A 20966-nucleotide genomic window follows, 5' to 3' on the forward strand; every position below is an offset into this window, starting at 1 on the left:
GATCAACTCCACCCGTCGGTGAGCACGGTGAACACCACCGGTTCCGGGATGTCCACCAGGCTCGTGGCGAACGTGGCGACACGCAGCGCACCCGAGGCCAGGACCACCCAGCCGTCGGGGCCGCCAGGCGTCAGGGTCAGCGGCGAATCCGCCGGCAGGCCGACCTTGCGCAGGCACTCCACCGCGCCCCACACCCGGGTCGACGCGGTGTGCGCGCTCTCCTCGCGGTCCCCGGCGATCAACGCGGCCAGACCGGCGTGGACGCCCAGCAGGCCCGCCCAGTCCGCCGCCGACCGCTCGGCCACCGGCTCGACGTCACAGCCGACCGTCCCGGTCGCCGCGACCGCGAGGGTGACCCCGGCACCGTGCGCCGCCGAGACAGCGCGGTCACCGTCGACCTCCGGCCGGCCGTCCGGGCGGTAACGCACCTCGTGCCGGGCGCCGAGGGCCCGGCCGACGGCGACGGCGGTCCGGACCCGGCGGGGGGTGTCCGCCGCGCCGTCGGGTTCCACGGCGACCGCGACCCGGGCACCGAGCACGTCGCCCAGCCCCCGTTCCAGGTGCGAGCCGAGCAGCACCGGCAGCCACGGTCCCCGGCCACCCCGGTGCCGGACCGCCTGCAACCGCAGGCCCTCCCAGCGTTCGACGACCGCCCCGGACTCGTCGCGCACCGCGATGTCGTAGACGTAGGTGTCGCCGTCGCGGCTGCGTTCGGTGGCGCAGCAGCGCACCGTGCCGGTGCCCGACATCCGTGCCCCGGCCGGCCAGATCCGCTCCACGCCCACCGGCAGCAGGGTGGCGTCGGGTACGCAGACCTGGTTGCCGTGCATGAACGCGTCCCGGGTGCCGGGGTCGCCGAGCAGCAGCTCGTCGGGGAGGAAGCCGGCGAACCAGGCGTCACCCCCACCGACGGCCACCTCGGCGTCCACGTCGCGGGCGGCGGCCCGGTGGAACCCGCGCAGCCGTTGGAACCGGCCACCCTGGAACAGCCACTCGCCGTAGAGGTCCCGCTCGGGTGCCAGCGGCACCTGCGGCAGGCCCGGGTCGGTGCGTCCGGGCGGGCCGTCGGGGACGGCGGTGTCGGTGAACCGCAGCCGGGCCCGGAAGTGGTCGGTGGCGTACCCGGTCTCGGCGCTGCGGATCGCCACCTGGACGACGGCGTCGTCGGTGACGGTGGCCGCCACCCGGATGACGGTGCTGCCGTCGGGCGGCACCACGATCGGCCGGGGGAACTCCACCTGCTCGACGACCGGCACCGTGGACCGGCCGGTGACCGCGACCGCCACCTGCGTCATCGCCTCCATCCCGAAGACCGCCGGGAAGAGCAGGTTGCCGTCGAGCAGGTGGTCGGCGAGGTAGCGGTCGGTGCCGGCGGTCAGCTCGACCTCACTGACCAGTTCGACACCCGGGTAGTACGCCAGCGGTTTGTCCACGAACCGCAGCAACGGCAGCGGCGGACGGTCGTAGCGCAGGGTGTCCATCCCCTCGGCCCGGCCGCTGACCACCACCACGGGCGGCACATCCGGGTCGGCGAGCAGCCGCAGCAGCACCTCGACGCCCTGGTCGGGGCTGATCGGGACGACCCCCTCCCGGCTGAGCGACTCCACCACCGACAGCCGTTCACCCATCCCCACCCCGGACCAGACCGACCACTCCAGGCACAGCGCCCGGCATCGGGGGAACTGTCGGCCGGTCTCCTCGGTGAGGCCGGCCAGCCAGTCGTTGGCGGTGGCGTAGTGCGCCTCACCACGCAGGCCGGCCCGGCCGATGATGCTGCCGAAGGTGACCAGCAGGCGCAGCTGCCCGGGGTCGACCGCGGCGAGCACCGCCCGTAGGCCGTCCAGCTTGGGGGCGAAGGTCCGCCGGACCGCCGCCTGGTCCAGCGCGGTCAGCGCGGCCGGCTCGTTGCGTCCCGCGCCGTGCAGCACCGCGGTCACCGGACCCAACGCCGCCCGCACCTCGGCCACCGCGGCGGCGACCTGCCCGGCGTCGGTGACGTCGGCCCGGGTGTAGTGCAGGGTCACCCCACGGGCGGCCATCCGCCGCAGGTTGTCCGCCAGCTCGGTGTCCTCGGCCGGATCGGAGCGGCCGACCAGCCCCAGCCGGGCCCCGGTCTGCTCCGCCACCGCCAGGGCGCACTCGGCGGTGATGCCCTTGCCCCCACCGGTGACCAGCAGCACGTCGGAGTCGTCGAGGGCGGGCCGGGTCTGCGCGGCGCGTACCGGCAGGGCCCGCAGCACGGGCAGCCGGCGCGTACCCGCGTCGTCGTAGTGGCTCTCCTGGTAGCCGGTGGTGGCACCGACCTCGGCGACCACCCGCTCGACGGCCCCGGGTCCCGCCGGGGTGTCCACCACTGTCACCCGCAGCTGCGGCGCCTCCAGGCGCAACGTCTTGGCCACCCCGGTCGCGCCCCGACCCCGCTGCACCAGCACGAACCGGGTGCCGGCCGGCCCGGCCAGGGCCTGCTTCGCCCCGTCCAGGGCCAGCGTGAGGTGCTCCTCGGTGCACTCGGCCGGCAGGCACACCAGCACACCGGAGTCGACGGCGGCCCGTTCCAGGGCGTGCCGCAGCGGCGCGGCCAGCGGGTGACCGTCGGGGGCGAAGACCTGCCACCGACCGGGTGCGCCACCGCCCACCGGGGTCGGTGGTGCGGCCGGCTCCCGGTCGACGGTGAAGGCCCGGGTCCAGGTCGCCGCGCCGGTCACGGCAGGCGACCGGTCGTGGTCGCCGGCCTGGCCGGTCGCGGACAGTTCGTCGAGCGCCACGGCCAGTTCCGCGACGGTGGCGGTGGCGAAGTTGGTGGGGGCCTGGGCCGGCGGCACGTTCACCAACCGGGACGCCTCGTTGATGATCTGCCCGACGGTGATCGAGCTGAGGTGCAGGTCGTCCAGGAGCCGGCTCTCGCCGTGCACCATGGTCAGTGGCAACTCGGCCCGCTCGGCGGCCAGCCGGCGCAGCATCTGCACCGTGGACTCGCCGTCGACCGGCCCGTCGGCGTCGGTCGGGGCGGGGCGGTCCGCCCGGGTCGCCTCCGGCAGATCGACCAGCGGTGCCTGCTCGCAGGGGCTGGCGAAGAAGTGCTGCTCGGCCCCGATGCGCAGCGGCCGGCGCAGCCGGTCGTCGAACAGCGCCGGGTAGTCGTGCGCGGCACCCACCACGAACGCGGCGGCGGCCACCCGCAGCAGCCCGCGCAGCGACTCGTCGTCGGTGTCCAGGGCCACCGCCGGCACGTCGGTGATCGCCCCGGCCAGGCCGCTGAGGATGCGCCCCGGACCGACCTCCACGAACAGGTCGATGTCCTTGGCGGCCAACGCCACCGCCTGGGCGAACAGCACCGGGTCGGTGATCTGGCGGTGCAGCAGCCCCCGCAGGTCGGTCTCGGCGGCCAGGGTCTCGCCGGTCACGGTGGAGACCACCCGGCGGCGGACCGGGCCGAAGGACTCCCGGGTCAGGTGCCCCGCGAACGCGTCCGCCGCCGGTGCCACCAGCGGTGAGTGGAAGGCGTGCGAGACCCGCAGCAGGGACGCCCCGATCCCGGCGTCGGCGGCCAGGTCGAGGGCGGCCCGGACCGCGTCCTCGGTGCCGGCCACCACCGTCTGCTCCGGCCCGTTGTACCCGGCGATCACCACGGGCACGCCGGCCACCAGCGCGGAGACCCGCTCCGGCCCGGCGTTGACGCTGGCCATCACCCCGGAGGAGCTGTGCTCGGTCATCGTCGCGCCCCGGGCGCGGGTCACCCGCAGCAGGGTCTCGTCGTCCATCGCGCCGGCCCAGTGCAGGGCGGACAACTCACCGAGGCTGTGCCCGACCGCGACGGTCGCGTCCAGACCCAGCAGGTCCAGGGCGGCCAGGCCGGCCCGGGACCCGGTGACGATGCGCGGCTGGGCCAGCGCGGTGGCCACCATGTCCCCGGTGACCGGCAGGTCGGCCCGGCGGAACACCTGGTCCACCTCGGTCAGCCGGCGGCGCAGCGCCCCGCCGCTGGTCCCGCGGCCGGCACCCTGACCGGGGAAGAGGTAACCGATGCGGCCGGCGCCGCCGACGTGGCCGAGGAAGCTGCGCCCGTCGCCGTCGACCAGCCGGGTCTCGCCGGAGTCGAGCAACTCACACAGCCGCCGCAGCCGCTGCTGCGCGTCGGTGGGCGAGGAAACCACCACCGCCGCCCGGTACGGTCGGTCGGCCAACTGGTCGTGCAGGGTGGCCGCCACGTCGGCGAGCTGCCCCTGGGCCAGGGTCGGCACGTGCTCGAGCAGTTCCCCCAGCCGGTCGCGCAGCTCGTCCCGCGAGGACCCGTCGACCAGGAACAGCTCCACGTCCTGCACGGAGGTGGCGAGGCGGGCCGTCCGGGTGTCGAAGGCGACCCGACGGGCCGTCCCGGCCCGCTCCAGCACCACATGGGTGTTGATGCCGCCGAACCCCATCGCGGTGATGCCGGCACGCACCGGCTGACCGTCCGGCCACGGTTCGGCCGCCCGCAGCACCCGCAGCGTCGCGTCGTCGCGGGTGAGCAACTCGTGCGGGTCGACGCAGCCGAGCGCGGGCGGCAGCACCTGGTGGTGCACGGCCAGCGCCGCCTTGATCAGGCCGGCCACCCCGGCAGCCGCCTTGGTGTGCCCGATCATGCCCTTGATCGAGGTGATCACGGCGGGCGGGGCGGTCGGGTCGGCCTGCCGGCGGGCCTCCGACAGGGCGGTCAACTCGGTGGCGTCCCCGACCGCCGTACCGGTGCCGTGCCCCTCGAACAGCGGCACCGACTCGATGCCGAACCCGGCCCGCTCGTACGCCCGGCGCAGGGCGAGCTGGTAGCCGTTGACCTCGGGACGGGTGATGCCGCCCTTACCGTCGGAGGAGATGCCCCAGCCGGCGATGGTGGCGTAGCTGCGGTGGCCGGCGGCGAGCGCGTCGGCCTCCCGCATCAGCACCACCATCCCGCACCCCTCCCCCGGCCAGAAGCCGTTGGAGTGCCGGTCGTAGACCCGCATCTCGTCGCGGGCCAACGCGCCGGTCTTGGCGAAGCCGACGATCTCGAACGGGTCGATCGACAGGTCCACCCCACCGGCCACCGCGACGTCGAGGTCACCGTCGAGCAGGGCCCGGCAGGCGGTGGCGACCGACAGCAACGACGAGGAACAGGCGCCGTCGACGGTGTACCCGCCGCCGTTGAGGTCGAAGTAGTTGCAGATCCGGCCGGCGATGGTGTTGGACAGGCCACCGGCGAGGGTGTCCTCGTCGATCTCCGGGAAGGGCGCCTTGTAGCGCTGCTCCAACCCGTCGAGGAAGGTCGCCAACCGGTCGTCGTCCCAGCCCTGCTGTTGCAGCGCGGTGGCGACCGTACGACGGACGAACGGCCAGCGCAGCCGCATGACGTTGGCGCGGGCGAACTCACCGGTGAGGGTGTTGCCCACGACCACACCGGTGCGGTCGCGGGGCAGCCCCTCCCCCAGCGGGAAGCCCGCGTCGCCCAACGCCTTGGTGGCCATGTCCAGGGCGAGCCAGTGGGTCAGGTCGGTGGAGCGGTAGGTGCTACCGGCGATCTTGTAGGCGAGCCGGTCGAACTCGTACCCCTCGATGACGGCGGCGGTGCGGGCGTAGAACCGGTCCGGGGCGCTCGGGTCCGCGTCCCAGTAGTCCGCCAACCGCATACGGACGTCGGGCAGCGCGCGGAAGGCCCGGCGACCGGCGAGGGCGTTCTCCCACAGTTCTCGGGGCGAGGTGGCGTCCGGGTATCGGCACGCCATGCCAACGATGGCGATCCTGGTCATGCGGGCACGATCTCCTTACCGTTCGGGTCGCCACGGGCGTGGCGAGGCGCCTGCCGAGTCGTGGGCAGGTGTGGGGAGGCTGCGCCGGGACCACCCGGCGGCCGGCGGGACGGGAACAGGGACGGGGACGGAGTCCCGGTCAGTGCCTTCCGCGTACCCGCAGCTCGTCGGCGATGGCACGACGCCAGACCTCGTAGGCGGGCTCCAGCGGGCTGTCGGCGCCGGTCGGCCGCTGCGCGGCGCAGATCCGGTCCGCCTCCGCCGGGGTGGTGCCGGCCAGCACCGCCGTGGCCCGGGCCGTGTGCGGGGTCTGGAGGCCGGCCGTCAGCCGGGCGGTCGCCGCGAACGCGCTGCCCTGGGCGACCTGGGCACGGTGCGAACCGGCCCGGTCGAGGAACACGCGCAGTTCGTCGGCGTCGACGCCACCGGCGTACGTGGCGGCCAGGCCGGCACCGCCGTAGAGGTCGGCCCGGCGCTCGGCCGGGAACCTGTCGATCAGATCGGCGACCACCGCCGCGTCGGTGCCGCCGACGAACCACATCGCCCGACCGATGCCCTGGTCGATGGCGCGTTGGGCGTACCAGCGGGGGCCGTCGGCAGGCCACGGGAAGTCCGACTCCTGGTAGTGCTCGTGCACGTACCGACGGGTGTGGAAGTACGCCTGGTGGAAGCCGTACCCGTCGAGCACCAGCCAGCGCAGCAGCGGGTCCGGGGCGGACAGCTTCGACCAGCGGAACCGGGGCACCCGGGCCATCGCCCAGCCGACACCGACGTAGGCCATGTAGACGTGGTCGGCACCCCGGCCGGACAGGAACGTCGCCACCCGGTCCGACCGGCCGCCGGGCAGGGCGTCCAGCACGGCGAAGCCCATCGCGGCACCCTCGTAGGCGAAGCCGCGGAACTGCGCGCGCACCGCCTCCAGCGCCGGCTCCGCGTCGGCGGGCTCCCGGGCCTCGGCCGCTGCGGCGTACCCGGTCAGAAATGACTCACCGACGGTTTCCAACAGTTCGACGGCGGCCGGGTCCTTACGGTGGAAACCGCGCACATCCAGTTTGGTCTCCGACAACGAGGGCGTGAGAATGCGTCGCCGCAATCTCCGGAATGTATTCGACACCTGGCGTCCCCCTATCTTCTCGCACGTCAGGAGGGATGCCTCCTGAAGTTATGTTTTCAGCGGCGAAACAGATCGTCTACTTCAAAGGTGCGCCACCGGCGCATTACCCGATGGCCCCGGAATTGATCGGCGACGTCATCGGGTGGCGGGGCCGGCACAGCGTCGGCCGACCTCCCGCGCCGCCGCGTACGCCGCCCAGGCCACCGCCTGCACCAGCGCCCGGTCGGTCGGCTCGACCCGGCGGAACCCCGCGACCACCTCGTCGTCGACCAGGTAGGAGGCGAACGCGGTCAGCAGCGCCAATCGACCGGCCGCCCGGTCCCGCTCCGGCAGCCCGCCGACGGCCTCGTCGCACCAGCGTCGACCGGGTCCCGGCGGCTGCCCGTCCCAACCGTCGAGCCGGTCGCGCACCAGCGCCCGTACCGACGCCGGCACCGCCTCCGCACCGGCCAGGTCGAACGCCCGGTAGGCGCGGGCCGCCGCACCGGCGACCACCGGATCGGCGGCGGCCCACCCGGCGTCGAGCGGCAGCGCCGCCACCGGCAGCAACGCCAGCGACCGACCCGGCCGGGGCGCGGCCCGCAGGGTGGGTCGCAGCAACCGACCGACGGCCCGCTTGAACCGGCGGCGGGCGGCACCGGACAGGCCGGCGGGCAGCAGATGGTCGGGCAGGAAGACGTTGACCACCCGGGCCAGGTAGTGGAAGGCCACCACCACGCCCACCAGCTCCGGGCCGTGGGCGGCCGGGAACGGGGGGACCGTCGCACCGGTGTGGGCCTGCCGGGCCCAACCGGCCACCGCCCGCACCACCGGATCACCCAGGTCGGCCATCCGGTCGTCGGCGACGGCCTCCGCGTCGTCCTCGGTGGCCAGGTCGTACAGGCTGATGCTGTGCATGTCCACGCAGTACGGGCAGGTGTTGGCCACGGACACCCCGGCGGCCACCGCCTCCTTGGTGCGCCGGTCCACCACCCGGCCCGCGATCAGCGGCTCCCGCATCAACATCCAGTACGCGGCGAGCACCGGCGGCGCCGGGGAGTGCAGCAGCACCGGCGGAACCACCAGCTTCTGCTCGTCCTGCGCCTGGGCGTACACCTCGGCCACCAGGCCCCGGGCGGTGCCGGCCGGCACCGGCGCGACGTACCTGACCTGGCGGCGTACCACCGATGACGCGACCCGTGCGGCGACCATGGTCCCTCCCCCTGGCGGGCCCGCCGGCGTGCCGGGGTTGGCCGGACGTCGACGGCCGGGCCCATCGTGGTCAGCATGCGCCGCGCGGCCCGGCCGGCGGTTCTTCCACGGTGCGCAACCCGGCGCACGGGCCCGGATGCGTCCCCGTCGACGCGGGTCCACCATCGACCGTGGGCGCGGCCCGCGACTGCGGTGACACCGGGGTACGGCCCGGCCGCAGCGCATGACGAGAGAAGACAGCGCCCACGCCCGGCCCGCATGCTGCTGGTGCTGACGTGACGCCGTCGGCGCGGGCCCGGCCACCGGCCGCCCGACGCGGCGGCGACGGGATCGGCGTCGTGCGTGGCAACCGGCGCCCTCGGACGCGCCGGGCCACGCTCGCCACTGCTGACGAGCGAGAGGACAGCCGCGTGAGCGCACAAAACGACGTCTTCGTCGACCTGGGCCTGGAGGGTGACGCCGTCGACCGGATGGTCGCCGACCTCGACGAGGCGCAGTGGGCGCTGGACACCCCCGCGCCGGAGTGGACCGTCGCCCACCAGATCGCCCACCTGGCGGCGACCTTCCGGCTGGCGGGACTGGCCGCGGCGGACCCGGCGGGGTTCGTCGCGCTCGCCCAGCAGTTCGGGCCCGACTTCAACCGCAACGTGCGGACCGCCCTGTCGCCGTACCTGTCCGCGCCGCCACCGGCGCTGCTGGCCAAGTGGCGCGCGGAACGGGCCACCGCCGAGCAGGCCCTGGCCGCGGTGCCGGCCGGGCAGACGGTGCCCTGGCTGGTCCGGCCGCTGCCCGCGCCGGTGCTGGCCGCCGCCGGCATGATGGAACTGTTCGGCCACGGGCAGGACATCGCCGACGCGCTCGGGCTGCGCCCCGAACGCACCGACCGGCTCCGGCACCTGGTCGACTTCGCCGTCCGCACCTGGGACTTCGGCTACCAGGCGCGCGGGCTGGACACCCCGGACGTCGCATTCCGCTTCGAGATCACCGCCCCCTCCGGCGACGCGGTCTGGGAGTTCGGGCCGGCGGACGCCACCGAGCGGATCAGCGGGCCGGCGGCCGACCTGTGCCTGCTCGTCACCCGCCGCCGGCACCGCGCCGACCTGGCGCTCACCGCCGTCGGGGCGGAAGCCGACCGCTGGCTGGACCTGGCGCAGGCCTACCGGGGCCCGGCCGGTCCCGGCCGCACCCCGGGCCAGTTCGACAGCGTCCGGGCCTGACCGGCCGGCGGCCCCCGTCCCGAGCCGGGACGGGGGCCGTCGACTGCGCACCGACCGGATCAGGCCGGGGTCGCCGGGTCGGCGACCGGCACCCGGTCGCGCACCCGGGCCCGCCACAGCTCGTACGCCGGCAGGGCCGGCCCGGCGGCGGAGTCCACCGCGACCTCGTCGGCCAACACGGAGGCGTGCTCCACCGTCATCCCGGCGAGGGCGTGCAGCGCCACCCCGGTGTGCCCGGGGATGTGACCCGAGTAGTCGCGGGCCTTCGCGGCGAACACCGCGCCCTGGCCGAGGTGCGGGCGGTCGACGCCGCTGAGCCGGGCCAGCAGGGCCAACCCCTCCGCGTCGCAGCCACCGGCGAAGGTGGCCGCCAGTCCGACGCCGCTCCACAGGTCGGCCTGCCGGGACCGGTCGAACCGCTGCACCGCCGCCGCCACCTGGGTCGGCTGCGCACCGTGGATGAACCACAGCGCCCGGCCGACGCCCTGGTCGCAGGCGCGCGCGAAGTAGTCGGGGTGCCCCTGCCAGGGGTACGGCGACGGACGGTACTGCCCACCCACCCAACGGTCGGTGTCGAAGTAGGCCCGGTCGAAGCCGTACCCGTCGACGGCCAGCCAGCTCATCGTCGGGTAGTACCGCATGCCGGTCAGGTCGGGCAGGACCCGCCGCCACAGCGGGCGGGGCAGCCGGGCCATCGCGAAGCCGATCCCGATGTAGGTGAGGAAGGTGTGCCGCTCGGCCCGGCCCCGCAGCAGGTCCCGGGCCCGGTGGCCACGTCCGCCGGCCATCGCGTCACGCACCGTGCAGGCCATCGTCGCCCCCTCGTAGGCGAACCCGCGCAACTCGACGTCGACCAGTTCCAGGCGACGCTCCACCTCCCACTGGTCGCGGGCGTCGATCGCCCACTCGAACCCGCAGATCACCGTCTGCGGGATGGCCTCCAACCGCCGGGTGACCGCCGACTCCTCGACGGGGAAGCCGCGTCGGGCGAAGCTCACCTCGGCCAACGACGGGGTGAGCAGCAGCCTGCGGATCGAACCAAGGGTGGTCGGCATGGGCATCTCCCTGGGCAACGCCGGAGTCGGCAACGGTCGGGACCCGCCGGGGCACCTCGGGGCGCACGCCGGTCACGGGTGCACTCATCGTCCGGGCCGCACCCGTTTCCCCGCTTCTCCCGACGTGCGCAGGTGTCCACCCGGACGGTGCACGGCGGGGTGGACCGGACCGTCGGTGGCGGGTCACCGGGGGGTGCCGGCCGTACCGGCGTCGGGTCACGGCACCCACCGCACTTCGGAAGGTGTTTCGGTGCCCCCGATGCGTGCACGATGTGCGGCAGCGGAATCGCGCGGGGCGGTGCCCGGATTCCACCGCCGACCGGCCGGCACCGACATTCGCGCGACCCGTCGTGTACGCGGAGAAAGAGTTTCCCCGGAACCGCCCGGAACAATTTCGCACCGGACAGGAGGCGTCGCCGTGCAGTCCAGTACCACCGACGCAGACAACTCGCGGACTATGACCATCGAGGCCTTTGCCGACACCATTGTTCCGGGCGAGAAGAGAAGCCCGGACGACCAGGCCGTGGCCGGCGCCGCCCCCGGTGGCGGTGCGGTCGCCGCCGGGGCGGTGGAGCTGCTGGAGTTGCCGGCCGGCGGCCTGGCCGACTCGCTCGACGGGCTGGCCCTCACCCTCGACATGCACGCCGGCGAGTACGCCGCCGAGCAGGGGATCGCCCTGGACCCGGCGCTGCCGGCGTTCGTGGCCCTGCCGTTCGCACACCGCACCGAGCTGGTCCGCCGGCTGACCGACCCGGAGCACCCGGAGAAGCAGATGTGGGTGGGCCTGGCGCTGTTCAGCAACATGGCCTTCGACAGCGCGGCGCACCTACCGACCGTGGCGGCGCTCGCCGACGGGCACCCCGGCCTGCTGCACATCGGCTACCACCGGCCGGACGCCGACGGGTTGTGGCGCTACCCGAACTACTCCTACGGCCGTCCCCTGGCCCCCCTGCACCCCGACACCACCCCCACCGGGAGCCCGGCATGAGCAGCACCGAGAAGACCGACGTCCTGATCATCGGCAGTGGTTTCGGTGGCGCGATCACCGCCTACCACCTGGCCGCCGGGGGCGCGAAGGTGGTGATCCTGGAGCGCGGGCCGTGGCTGTCCGGTCAGGACTTCGACCACGACTTCGAGCTGGGTTCGTCGTACACCCGGGCGTTCGACTTCGTCGTCGGGGACGGGATGAGCGTGCTCAGCGGCAACTGCGTGGGCGGCGGCAGCGTCGTCTACTTCGCCACCATGCCCCGGGCGCCCCGGTTCGTCTTCGAACGCCAGGGCTCGATCGGCCGGCGGATGTGGCCGGCCGCGATCAACCGGGACACCCTGGACCCGTGGTACGACCGGGTGGTCGAGGCCCTGCCGGTCACCGGCCAGAGCTGGGACCAGGTGCCGTACCCCGGCGGGCTGTGGGCGGCGGCCTGCGCCCACGCGGGTCGCACCGCCAACCCGGTGCCGTCGGCGATCGACCTGGACAAGTGCACCAACTGCAACTGGATGATGGCCGGCTGCCGGTTCGACGCCAAACGGTCGCTGCTGCTGAACTACCTACCGGCGGCGCTGGCCCACGGGGCGACGATCCGGCCGCTGCACGAGGTGCAGCACCTGTCGCGCACCGACGACGGCGGCTACCGGGTGCACTACCGGGTCGTCGACGACGAGGACTACCGCGTCCTGCACGACGCCGGCACCATCGACGCGAAGATCGTCATCGTCGCGGCCGGCGCCGGGGCGACCCCGGTCATCCTGCAACGCTCCGAGCCGACGCTGGGCAAGATGCCGTCGGCGGTCGGCCGCTACTTCTCCGGCAACGGGGAACGGCTCAACACCGCCGTGTTCGACGAGGACCGGGTCCGTGAGGTACTGGGCCTGGACCGGGGCGACGGGGTCGCCTACGAGGCGTACCAGATCGGCCGGGGGCCGACGGTGGCCAGCTGGGACAAGCTCGACGCCAGCCTGCCCGAGTACGAGCGGTACTCGTTGGAGCAGCTCTACTTCCCGCCCGGCCTGGGCACCATCCTCGCCCAGGTGCCCGACGCGACCGGCCCGAGCTGGTTCGGGGTGGAGAAGAAGGAGCTGATGCGGCACTTCAAGTCGTGGCTGACCGTCTTCACCATGTCCGAGGACGACAACGAGGGCGTGTTCGGGCCGCCGCCGGAGACCGGCAACGCGCACCGCTTCTCCCAGCAGATGCTGGGGCACGGCCCGCTGCGCTACCAGCCCACCGCCAACACGTGGCGGGGCTGGAACCTGTCCGACGCCGACGTCAAGGACATCGTCGAACGCGACGGCCTGGCGAAGGTGATGCCGTGGACCAACGACCTGGTGGGCGCGTACACCGTGCACCCGCTGGCGTCGTGCCGCATCGGTGACGACCCGGCGACGTCGGCCCTGGACGACCGGCACGAACTGCGCGGGCACCCGGGCATCTTCGTCACCGACGGGTCTGCGGTGCCCGGCGCCCTCACCGTCAACCCGGCCCTGACGATCAGCGCGCTGGCCGAACGGGCCGTCCCCGGCATCGTCCGGGCCGCCCGGGAACGTGGGGTCGCGGTCACCTACGGCGCTCCCGCGCCGGACGGCGCGACCGCCGGCCGCCGCGCCGTGCTCCAGGCCCGCTGACCCGACCACGGTCCCCCGGCATCCGGCCGGGGGACCGCCCCGACCTGGAAGGGGATGACCGTGGCGACCCTGTTGGCCCGCGCCACCCGGCGCACCGTGCTCGCCCACGTCCGGCACGTCCGCCCGGTCGCCCCCCATCGGGCGGACGGCCTCGTCGCCCAGGTGTACGGGCAGGTCGAGCGGGACTTCGGCATGTTGGCGCCACCGGTGGCGCTGCACTCCCCCGCCCCGGAGGTGCTGGCGGCGAGCTGGACGATGCTGCGGGAGACCCTGGTGGCCACCGGTCCGGCCGGCCGGCCGGCGAAGGAGGCGGTGGCGGCGGCGGTCTCCGCGGCGAACCGCTGCCCGTACTGCGTCGACGTGCACGGGGCGGCCCTGGTCGGGCTGCTGCCCGGTGGCGGCGGGGCCGGCCCGGCGGTGGCGGGGCTCGACGACGGGCCGTGGGGGCCGTTGGCCCGTTGGGCCCGGCGGCCGTCCCCGCACGGCCCGGCCGGGCCGCCGCCGGCACCCCCGGACCAGCTGCCGGAGCTGGTCGGCGTGGCGGTGGTCTTCCACTACCTGAACCGGATGGTCAACGTGTTCCTGCGGGACTCCCCGCTGCCCGAGACCCCGTCGGTGGCCCGGGGTGTCGTGCAGCGGACGGCGGCCCGGGTGATGGGGGCGCTGGCCCGCCGGCCCTGCCCGCCGGGGGCGGCGGTGGCGTTGCTCCCGGCCGCCCCACGCCCGGCCGACCTGGTCTGGGCCGGTCCGACGGTGCTCGCCGAGGCGCTGGCCCGTGGTTACGCCGCGATCGAGGACGGCGGCCGGCAGGTCGTCCCCGCCGGGGTACGGGAGCTGGTCGCCGCCCGCTGCGCCGACCCGAAGGACGGTCCGACCGGCATCAGCGCCCGCCCCTGGGTGGAGGACGTCGTCGCCGGTCTGTCCCCGGTGGAGCGCCCGGCGGGACGACTCGCCCTGCTCACCGCGTTCGCCTCCTATCAGGTCACCGACGCCGTGGTGGCGGACTTCCGGGCGCACCACCCCGGCGACGACGCCCTGGTGACGCTCACCGCCTGGGCGGCCCTGACCGCGGCCCGCCGCTACGGCCCGGCACTGGCCGGTGTCCCGGACGTGCCGGACCCGACCAGCTGACCCCAGCCCTCGCCCAAGCCCTCGGTGCCCCGGCTTCGACCCGCACATCTGCCCCGGCTCCGACCCCCGGCACCTGATCCCCCGGCCCTGGCTCCGGCCCGGCCCCGGCTTTGGCCCTGGCTCCGGCCCGGCCCTGGCCCTGGCTCCGGCCCCGGCTCAGGACAGCTGTCGACCAAGACTCGAAGCCCCGACCGGGGGTCTCGCCATGCTGGCCTACCCCGCCGCGATTCCGTTGTCCAGCCGCGCCCTGAACTACCTGGCCGAACGGATCCGCGGCCACCGTAGACAGCGCCGATCCCGGTGGCGGCGCCTTGAGCCCGGCCGGCAGGCGCTGCTGGCTCTGGCCCATCTGCGTAACGGTGACACCTCCACCGACTCGCGGCCGGCTTCGAGGCCCTACTACAGCGGCAAGCACAAACGCCACGGCGTGAACGTGCAGGTCATCGCGGACGCCGCCGGCCGACTCGTGTGGGCAAGCCGTCCTCGTCCTGCACCACGTCGAAACCAACCGCTACGCAGGATGAAATGGCTCGATATGCGCGACGCACGCGCCGTGGTCGACTTCGCGCACCGGCGAGTCCCGCCTACTTGTGAGTACTTAACTCGTTCAGGAAGCCTATTCGCTGATCATGCTGCCTTGACTTATATTTCCATCAAACCCGGGCAGCGCTCCCGGGTCGACAAGCTGAATCTCGGTCGCGTTCCCTCAACTCGCACCGTTGTCGCTCCCGGCCTCTTTCGGACCCCGGGAAGAGCGTAGACCTTCTCTGTCGCACGGCTGACCGGCTCTTGCGATCGGACTGCATCGAATCCAAAAGCTGCCTCGGGAAGGAGAGCAGATGGGCACAGGAAATGATTTTCATCCTACGCCAGCCGCAACGTCCGCCCATCGCCGGCGGTCGGAATTCCTCGCCACGGTGGTGGCGCTGGCCGTGGTCCTGATGATCGGTGATGCTCTCGGCGCAACGGCCGGCCGTGCAGTCGCCTTCGCGATGCCACCCAACCCCGGGACGCAACAGGTTCCAGCGAAACTCGGCGCCGTGAGCGCCATCGCCGCCGGCGACGCGCACAGCATCGCCCTGCTCTCGAACGGCACCGTCGTCACCTGGGGCGAAAACTTTTTCGGGCAGCTTGGCGACGGCACCAACGCCCGCCGCACCACTGCGGTACGAGTGTGCGCCGTCGGCCAGAGCGCCCCCTGCGCCAGGTCCCTCACCGGCGTGATCGCTATCGCCGCCAACCGGAACGACAACCTCGCCCTACTCAGGGACCACACGGTCGTCGCCTGGGGCCACAACAGTTCTGGGCAGCTTGGCGACGGCACCTGGACCAACCGCACCACTCCGGTACGGGTATGTGCGGTGGGGCAGGTCGCACCCTGTGGCAAGTTCCTGAGCGGAGTCAGATCCATCGCGGCCGGCTGGACCCACACTCTGGCCGTGGTGGAGAACGGGTCGGCCGTCGCCTGGGGCTGGAACGGACAAGGCCAGCTCGGTGACGGCACCACCGCCACCCGCCTCACTCCGGTACGAGTGTGCGCGGTGGGGCAGGTCGCACCCTGTGGCAAGTTCCTGAGCGGAGTCAGATCCATCGCGGCCGGCTGGGGTCACAGCCTGGCGGTGGTGGGTAACGCCCTGGCCGTGGCCTGGGGTCGGAACTACGAAGGTCAGCTTGGTGACGGCACCACCGTCGGCTGCACCACCCCGGTACGGGTATGCGCGGTGGGACAGGTCGCGCCCTGCGACCAATTTCTGTACGCGGTGAAAGCCATAGCAGGTGGCGAACTTCATAGCATGTCGCTGCGGGGTGACAGTGGCCCTGTCGGTTGGGGCGCGAACTATGTCAATCAGCTTGGTGACGGCACCGTCGTCAACCGGGCCATTCCCGTGCGGGTGTGTGCGGTGGGAGAGATCGCTCCCTGCCACCGCTTCCTGTACGGAATCCGGCACATCACGGTCGGCGCGTCGCACAGCATGGCGCAGCTGAGTAGCGGTGGCGTCCTGGGCTGGGGGTTCAACGGTTATGGCCAACTCGGCAACGGCACATGGGACACCCGCCTCCAGGCCACTCGGGTCTGCGCTGTGGGGGAGGCTGCTCCCTGCGACCGGTTCCTGAGCGGGGTCAGATCCATCGCGGCTGGCACAGCCCATAGTCTGGCTCTACAGCCTGACTATACGGTGGCCGCCTGGGGTTACAACGCCCAACGCCAACTCGGTGACGGCACCACAACATGGCGTCCCACCCCTGTGCAGGTCCTCGCACCCCAAACCTAGTGCCGCATCGATGACGCCCAGGCATGACACCTTCCCGGCACACCATGCCCTCCCGGCACACCGGCTGGCCGGCTCGCCTTGCGGCACTCGTCGTCGTCCTGGGTCTCGGCGGGCAGCTCAAGCGGCGATCCGGTCCTACGCAGCTCGGCGGCGGTCGGGGTGGGCGGGCAGGGCGCAGCCGGAGCCGGTTCCCGCGCCGGCTCCGGCTGCTGTCCCTGGGCCGGTCAGGACCCCGACCGTTGCCCGGCGTCCACCGGGCCGTCCTCCACCCCGGTCGCCGACGGGGCCGACGGCGGCGTCGACGCGGCACCCGTCGAGGGCACCGGGGCAGCCGCAGGTGACGGGACCGGCATGGACGGGCCACCCGACGGAGGCGACAGGACCGGCTTGGGTGAGGAATCCGGCGTGGCCGACAGGACCGGCGCGGGCGAGAGACCCGGTGCGGGCGCCGGTGCGGGTGGCGGGACAGGGGAGGTGGCCGGCATGTCCCGGGCCAGGCGGAGCACCCGCACCAGCAGCGGCAGCCGCCACAGTGTGCGCGGCGGGTCGACCAGCCCGGCGACCCGCATGTACGCCCGGGTGACCTCCGGGTCCTTGGTCATCGCGTACTGGAGGCGGACCAGATAGGCGTTGTGCAGCCGGATCGGCAGCGACCGCGGCCCCACCCCGGGGAAGTCCAGGTCGGTGCGGGTGGACAGCTGCCACGGGTGGCGCATCAGCCGTGCAACGTCCCGCAGGTAGGAACGGCCGTCGGCGGCCGGTTGCCGGTCGAGGAACCGGCGCAGCGCGGTCACCTGCATCGCTGCCGCGGTCATCCCCTGGCCGTAGACCGGATTGAAGCTGCACACCGCGTCGCCGAGCACGGCCAGCCCGGCGGGGAACCGGGACAGCCGCTCGTAGTGCCGCCAGACGCTGGCCGGGAAGGTGAACGACACCGCGTCGCCGGTCGGGTCGGCGTCGCGGACCGCCTGGTGGATGTCGGCCACCGGCAGGGTCCGGACGTACTCCTCGAAGCCCGTCGGGTCGGTCGGCGGGTGGTCGCCGAGGATGCCGGTGAGGCTGAGCCGGAAGTCGCCGGTGGCGGTCTGCCCGAAGAACGCCCCCCGGGGGTGCTCGGGAGAGGCCACCGGGTTGATCGCCACCGGCCCGTCGAAGGTGCCGGGCCGTCTGCGGTAGGTGCGGGTGGTGTACGCCAGCCCGATCGTCATCCGCTCCTCGACCGGCCGTTCGTAGCCCAGCTCGGTCAGCCAGACGGGCAGCCGGGACCCCCGGCCCGTGGCGTCGACCACCAGGTCGGCGTCGAGGCGTTCCTCGGGGCTGCCCGGGGTGCGTTCCTGGATGCGGATTCCGGTGACCCGGCCCCGGTCCCCGGTGGCCACCAGCCCCAGCACGTCGGTGTGCTGCCGGTAGGTCACGTTGGGCAGCCCGGCCACCCGGGAGCGCAGGTAGTTCTCCAGCACCGGCCGGTTACCGGCGACGGAGAGCAGCCCGGTCTCCGTGCGGGCGATCGGGCGGGCGTTGAAGTACCAGCGCATCAGCCCGAAGTCGCGTACCGGCAGGCCCAACTCCTTGGCGTCGTCGAGCAGGCCGGGGAAGAGGTCGGACAGGATCAGGTAGCCCCGGGCGTGCAGCCCGTGCGCGTGCACGGCGTGCGACGCGCCCTTGCGCATGCCGGTGACCCCGAGCACCTCGTCGCGGTCCACGACGACGACCTCGCGGTACCAGTCGGACAGCACCCGGGCGGCCAGCGTGCCGGCGATGCTGCCGCCGGCCACCACCGCCCGGTCGCCCAGGATGCGTGGCGTCACCGGGGCCGACGGCCGACCGCCGAAGACGGCGCGTAGCCGGTCGGTCACCCCACCGCTTCGCGCGGTACTGCTCGCTGCGACGTGGTCGCCCATCTGCGGTGCCTCCCTGAACTCGGTCGGCGGCCCACGCGGGGCGGGGACGGGAAGCGCCCCGCCGCGCACACCGCCGGGCGTGCGGCTCGCCAGGTGTGCTGCCCATGGAAGCAGAGGACGCGGGTGCCGCACGTCCTCGAACGTGCCCAATGCGGACGGTCACCGGTGCTGCGGCGGCCCCGCCGGTCGGCACGGCGCGGGCCGGCCGGCGGGGTCGGCCCGCCGGGGCTGAGCACGCTCGGAGATGACCCCCCACCTCGGCGGTTCCATCCTCGAACCGGGTACGACGGGTGCCGCCGACAGTCGCGGCCCCGGCGGCGCGGTACCGGCACCGGCACCGCGCGGACGGCCGAGACGAGGAGGCGGACACGTGCCGCAGGTGACCGAGAACGAGGACGGGACCACGACCTTCAGCATCAACTCCGCCGAGCTGCGCCGGCTGCGGGACCTGGTCCTCGACCGGGTGCCCGAGCTGAAGCGGGCGGTGGAGCTGGCGGAGAGCCCCGAGGTGCGCACGACGCTGCGGTTCGTGCGGTCCGTCATCCGCTGACCTCCGGCCCGCAGGACGCCGGCGACGACCATCCCGCGTGCCGTGGGTCCCGGCCGGCTTCCGGTCGGCGCACCGCCGGCCGGACCGAAAGGACGAGTAGATGAGCGTGACGACCAGGGACGGCGGGGCCTCGGCCACCGCGGGCAGGGCGGGCGGTGACCGGGACCCGGCGATCTTCGGCATCCGTGGGTTGGCGGCGTTGGCACTGCTGACGGTGCACGTGGCGATGTTCTCCGGGCTGTTGGGCACCAAGGCGCTGGGTACGCCCCGACCACCGAGCAACTTCCTCGGCGCGTTCTTCGTCAGCGGGCTGCCCTCGTTCATCGGGGTGTTCTTCGTCCTGCCCGCGCTCTACCTCTACCTGCCGCTGGCGCGGGCGATCATCGCGGGCCGGCCGCGTCCGCCGCAGGGCGCGACGATGGTCCGCCGGCTGATGCGGCTGCTGCCGGCGTACTACCTGATGTACCTGGTGGTGCTGGTGGCGTTGAATCGGGACGCCATCGACGGCCCCTGGTACGTGCTGCGCCCGCTGCTGCTGTTGCAGATCTACTCGCCGAGCCCGTTCGCGCCGCACTTCATCAACGGGATGGAGGTCAGCTGGACGGTGCCGAGCATGGTGCAGTGGTACCTGGCGCTGCCGCTGATCGCCTGGGCGAGCCACCGCTTCGCCGCCCGGGGGGCGACCCCGGTGGCGCGGGCGCGACGGCTGCTGCTGCCGGTGCCGGTGCTGATCGCCATCGGTGTCGGTTGGCTCTTCTTCGTCAAGGGCAACGGCTGGGACAACCGGATGGTGTTCTGGTGGCCGCAGGGGTTCGCGCCGACCATCGGCATCGGCCTCGGCTTGGCCGTGCTGCTGGCGTTGTCGCAGGTGTCGCCCGGGGACACCCCCCGGCTGCTGCGGTTCGCCGCGCTGCGCCCGGGGCTGTTCTGGGTCGCCGCGATCGCGGTCTACCTGGTCAACTGCGCCCGCCCGTTCAGTGTGATCGGGATGGACGCGATCTACTCGACCAGTGGCCTGTTCATGACGTACCTGATGGTGGCCCTGTTCGGGTTGTTCGCGTCGCTGCCGCTGGTGTCGCCGGGCGCGGCCCGGACCCGGATGGTGGACGCGGTGCTGACCGCCCGCCCGGTGGTCCATCTCGGCAAGGTCTCCTACGGCGTCTACCTGTGGCACTTCGCGGTGATGCACTTCTACCTCCAGCCGGGGGCGGTGTTCAGCGGCGCCGTCCGCCCGATCCGCGAGCTGTACGGCACGGCCGGGTTCTGGGAGTTGGAGACGGTGACCCTGCTCGGTGCGGTGCTGCTGGCCACCCTCAGCCACCGGCTGTTCGAGCAGCCGCTGGCCGCCCTGGTGGACGCCGCGCTGGCCCGGCGACGGCGGTCGACGCCGCGACCACCGGCGCTGCTGCGGGCTCCGCTGCTGGCAGCCGCCACCGTCGACGTGCTGTCCCCGCCACAGGCCGGGGCGGCGGTGGCGGCGGCGGTCACCGACCGGGACGCCATCCAGGCCAATCTGGTGGACCTGGAACGGCACCTGGACCGGCATCTGCTGGCCGCCGCCGAGCTGACCGGGGAGTCGGCCCGCCGGTGGGCCGCCGCGCGGGCGGATCTGGCGCAGTTGTGGACCGTCTACCACGCCTACTCGGCGGTGGTCGACGAGGTGGTCGGGCCGTTCGCCGGCCCCGGCCAGCCTTCGGGGGCGGAGCTGGCCCGGGTCAGTGCCCTGCTCGACCAGGCGTCGGTGGTGGTCACCGGCCCGCCTCCGCCGCTGGCGCGGCGGCGGATCACCGACGACGGCCGGGTGGAGTTGACGGTCGCGGCGGCGGTGGCCCGGATGGACGAGCTGTTCCGGGGTATCGCCGAGGTGGTGACGGCGGCGGAGGCGGTGTGGGAGACGGCCGGGGCGCGGTTGGACCGGATCGACGCGGCCCTGGCCCACCGGGCCACCGGGGACGGGACGGACCCGGAGCCGACGGTGCAGCGGGCCGGGCGGCTGCGGGCGGCGGTACGGACGGACCCGTTGGCCCGCTGGCGGGACGGGACCGTGGTCACCGACGACCTCGACGAGTTGCTCCGCTCGTTGGAACATCTCGTGGCATAGCCGGCGTTTTACGCGGTTTGCTCAGGCGGCGGGGCGGATAATCATCCCG

Annotated in this window: 12 protein-coding genes and 1 pseudogene; 8 read left to right on the forward strand and 5 right to left on the reverse strand. The window is 73.7% G+C overall.

The window, feature by feature from the left end; all coding sequences use genetic code 11:
• Positions 1 to 2: 2 nt before the first annotated feature.
• The 3 genes from ACQP2H_RS17555 to ACQP2H_RS17565 all read right to left on the reverse strand — a co-directional run bounded on the left by ACQP2H_RS17555 (position 3) and on the right by ACQP2H_RS17565 (position 8067).
• Positions 3 to 5762, reverse strand: a complete 5760-nt coding sequence (locus ACQP2H_RS17555; protein WP_433228089.1) for an SDR family NAD(P)-dependent oxidoreductase — start codon at positions 5760 to 5762, stop codon at positions 3 to 5.
• A 139-nt stretch (positions 5763 to 5901) separates the two neighbouring features.
• Positions 5902 to 6876 carry a DUF1702 family protein gene (locus ACQP2H_RS17560; protein WP_219462636.1) on the reverse strand — a complete coding sequence of 325 codons (975 nt, stop codon included), beginning with the start codon at positions 6874 to 6876 and terminating at the stop codon, positions 5902 to 5904.
• A 135-nt stretch (positions 6877 to 7011) separates the two neighbouring features.
• The gene (locus ACQP2H_RS17565) at positions 7012 to 8067 is read right to left on the reverse strand and encodes a carboxymuconolactone decarboxylase family protein (protein ID WP_219462637.1); all 1056 of its coding nucleotides are present in this window, start codon (positions 8065 to 8067) and stop codon (positions 7012 to 7014) included.
• Between the two features lie 470 nt (positions 8068 to 8537).
• On the opposite strand from ACQP2H_RS17565, the gene ACQP2H_RS17570 reads away from it, so the two are divergent.
• Entirely contained in the window at positions 8538 to 9284 is a 747-nt protein-coding gene (locus tag ACQP2H_RS17570; protein ID WP_433233581.1) for a TIGR03084 family metal-binding protein, read from the forward strand.
• Positions 9285 to 9343: 59 nt separating this feature from the next.
• Here ACQP2H_RS17570 and ACQP2H_RS17575 read toward each other — a convergent pair whose 3' ends face one another.
• Positions 9344 to 10339 carry a DUF1702 family protein gene (locus ACQP2H_RS17575; RefSeq protein WP_357534407.1) on the reverse strand — a complete coding sequence of 332 codons (996 nt, stop codon included), beginning with the start codon at positions 10337 to 10339 and terminating at the stop codon, positions 9344 to 9346.
• Between the two features lie 418 nt (positions 10340 to 10757).
• Between ACQP2H_RS17575 and ACQP2H_RS17580 the strand changes: the two genes are divergently transcribed.
• From ACQP2H_RS17580 to ACQP2H_RS17600, 5 genes and pseudogenes are all read left to right on the forward strand, one after another.
• Entirely contained in the window at positions 10758 to 11327 is a 570-nt protein-coding gene (locus ACQP2H_RS17580; RefSeq protein ID WP_219462643.1) for a DUF5987 family protein, read from the forward strand.
• Positions 11324 to 12961, forward strand: a complete 1638-nt coding sequence (locus tag ACQP2H_RS17585; RefSeq protein WP_219462644.1) for an FAD-dependent oxidoreductase — start codon at positions 11324 to 11326, stop codon at positions 12959 to 12961. The genes ACQP2H_RS17580 and ACQP2H_RS17585 overlap by 4 nt, the downstream gene beginning before the upstream one ends.
• Before the next feature lie 60 nt (positions 12962 to 13021).
• Positions 13022 to 14092: a carboxymuconolactone decarboxylase family protein gene (locus tag ACQP2H_RS17590; protein ID WP_308290783.1), complete on the forward strand. Its 1071-nt coding sequence runs from the start codon at positions 13022 to 13024 to the stop codon at positions 14090 to 14092.
• 205 nt (positions 14093 to 14297) lie between these two features.
• Positions 14298 to 14582, forward strand: a pseudogene (locus ACQP2H_RS17595) (IS5/IS1182 family transposase); the annotation flags it as partial.
• A gap of 502 nt (positions 14583 to 15084) precedes the next feature.
• The gene (locus ACQP2H_RS17600; RefSeq protein ID WP_433233583.1) at positions 15085 to 16365 is read left to right on the forward strand and encodes an RCC1 domain-containing protein; all 1281 of its coding nucleotides are present in this window, start codon (positions 15085 to 15087) and stop codon (positions 16363 to 16365) included.
• A gap of 224 nt (positions 16366 to 16589) precedes the next feature.
• Here the strand turns inward: ACQP2H_RS17600 and ACQP2H_RS17605 are convergent, their stop codons facing one another.
• Entirely contained in the window at positions 16590 to 18266 is a 1677-nt protein-coding gene (locus ACQP2H_RS17605) for an FAD-dependent oxidoreductase (protein WP_357534400.1), read from the reverse strand.
• Between the two features lie 370 nt (positions 18267 to 18636).
• Here ACQP2H_RS17605 and ACQP2H_RS17610 point away from each other — a divergent pair, with 370 nt between their 5' ends.
• Together ACQP2H_RS17610 and ACQP2H_RS17615 are read left to right on the forward strand one after the other, a co-directional pair.
• Entirely contained in the window at positions 18637 to 18816 is a 180-nt protein-coding gene (locus ACQP2H_RS17610) for a hypothetical protein (protein ID WP_204960481.1), read from the forward strand.
• Positions 18817 to 18916: 100 nt separating this feature from the next.
• Positions 18917 to 20917, forward strand: coding sequence for an acyltransferase family protein (locus ACQP2H_RS17615; protein ID WP_433228094.1), 2001 nt, complete (start codon positions 18917 to 18919; stop codon positions 20915 to 20917).
• The last annotated feature ends 49 nt before the right edge of the window (positions 20918 to 20966 follow it).

The sequence above is a fragment of the Micromonospora sp. CA-248260 genome (assembly GCF_050942205.1).
GTDB lineage: Bacteria > Actinomycetota > Actinomycetes > Mycobacteriales > Micromonosporaceae > Micromonospora > Micromonospora antibiotica.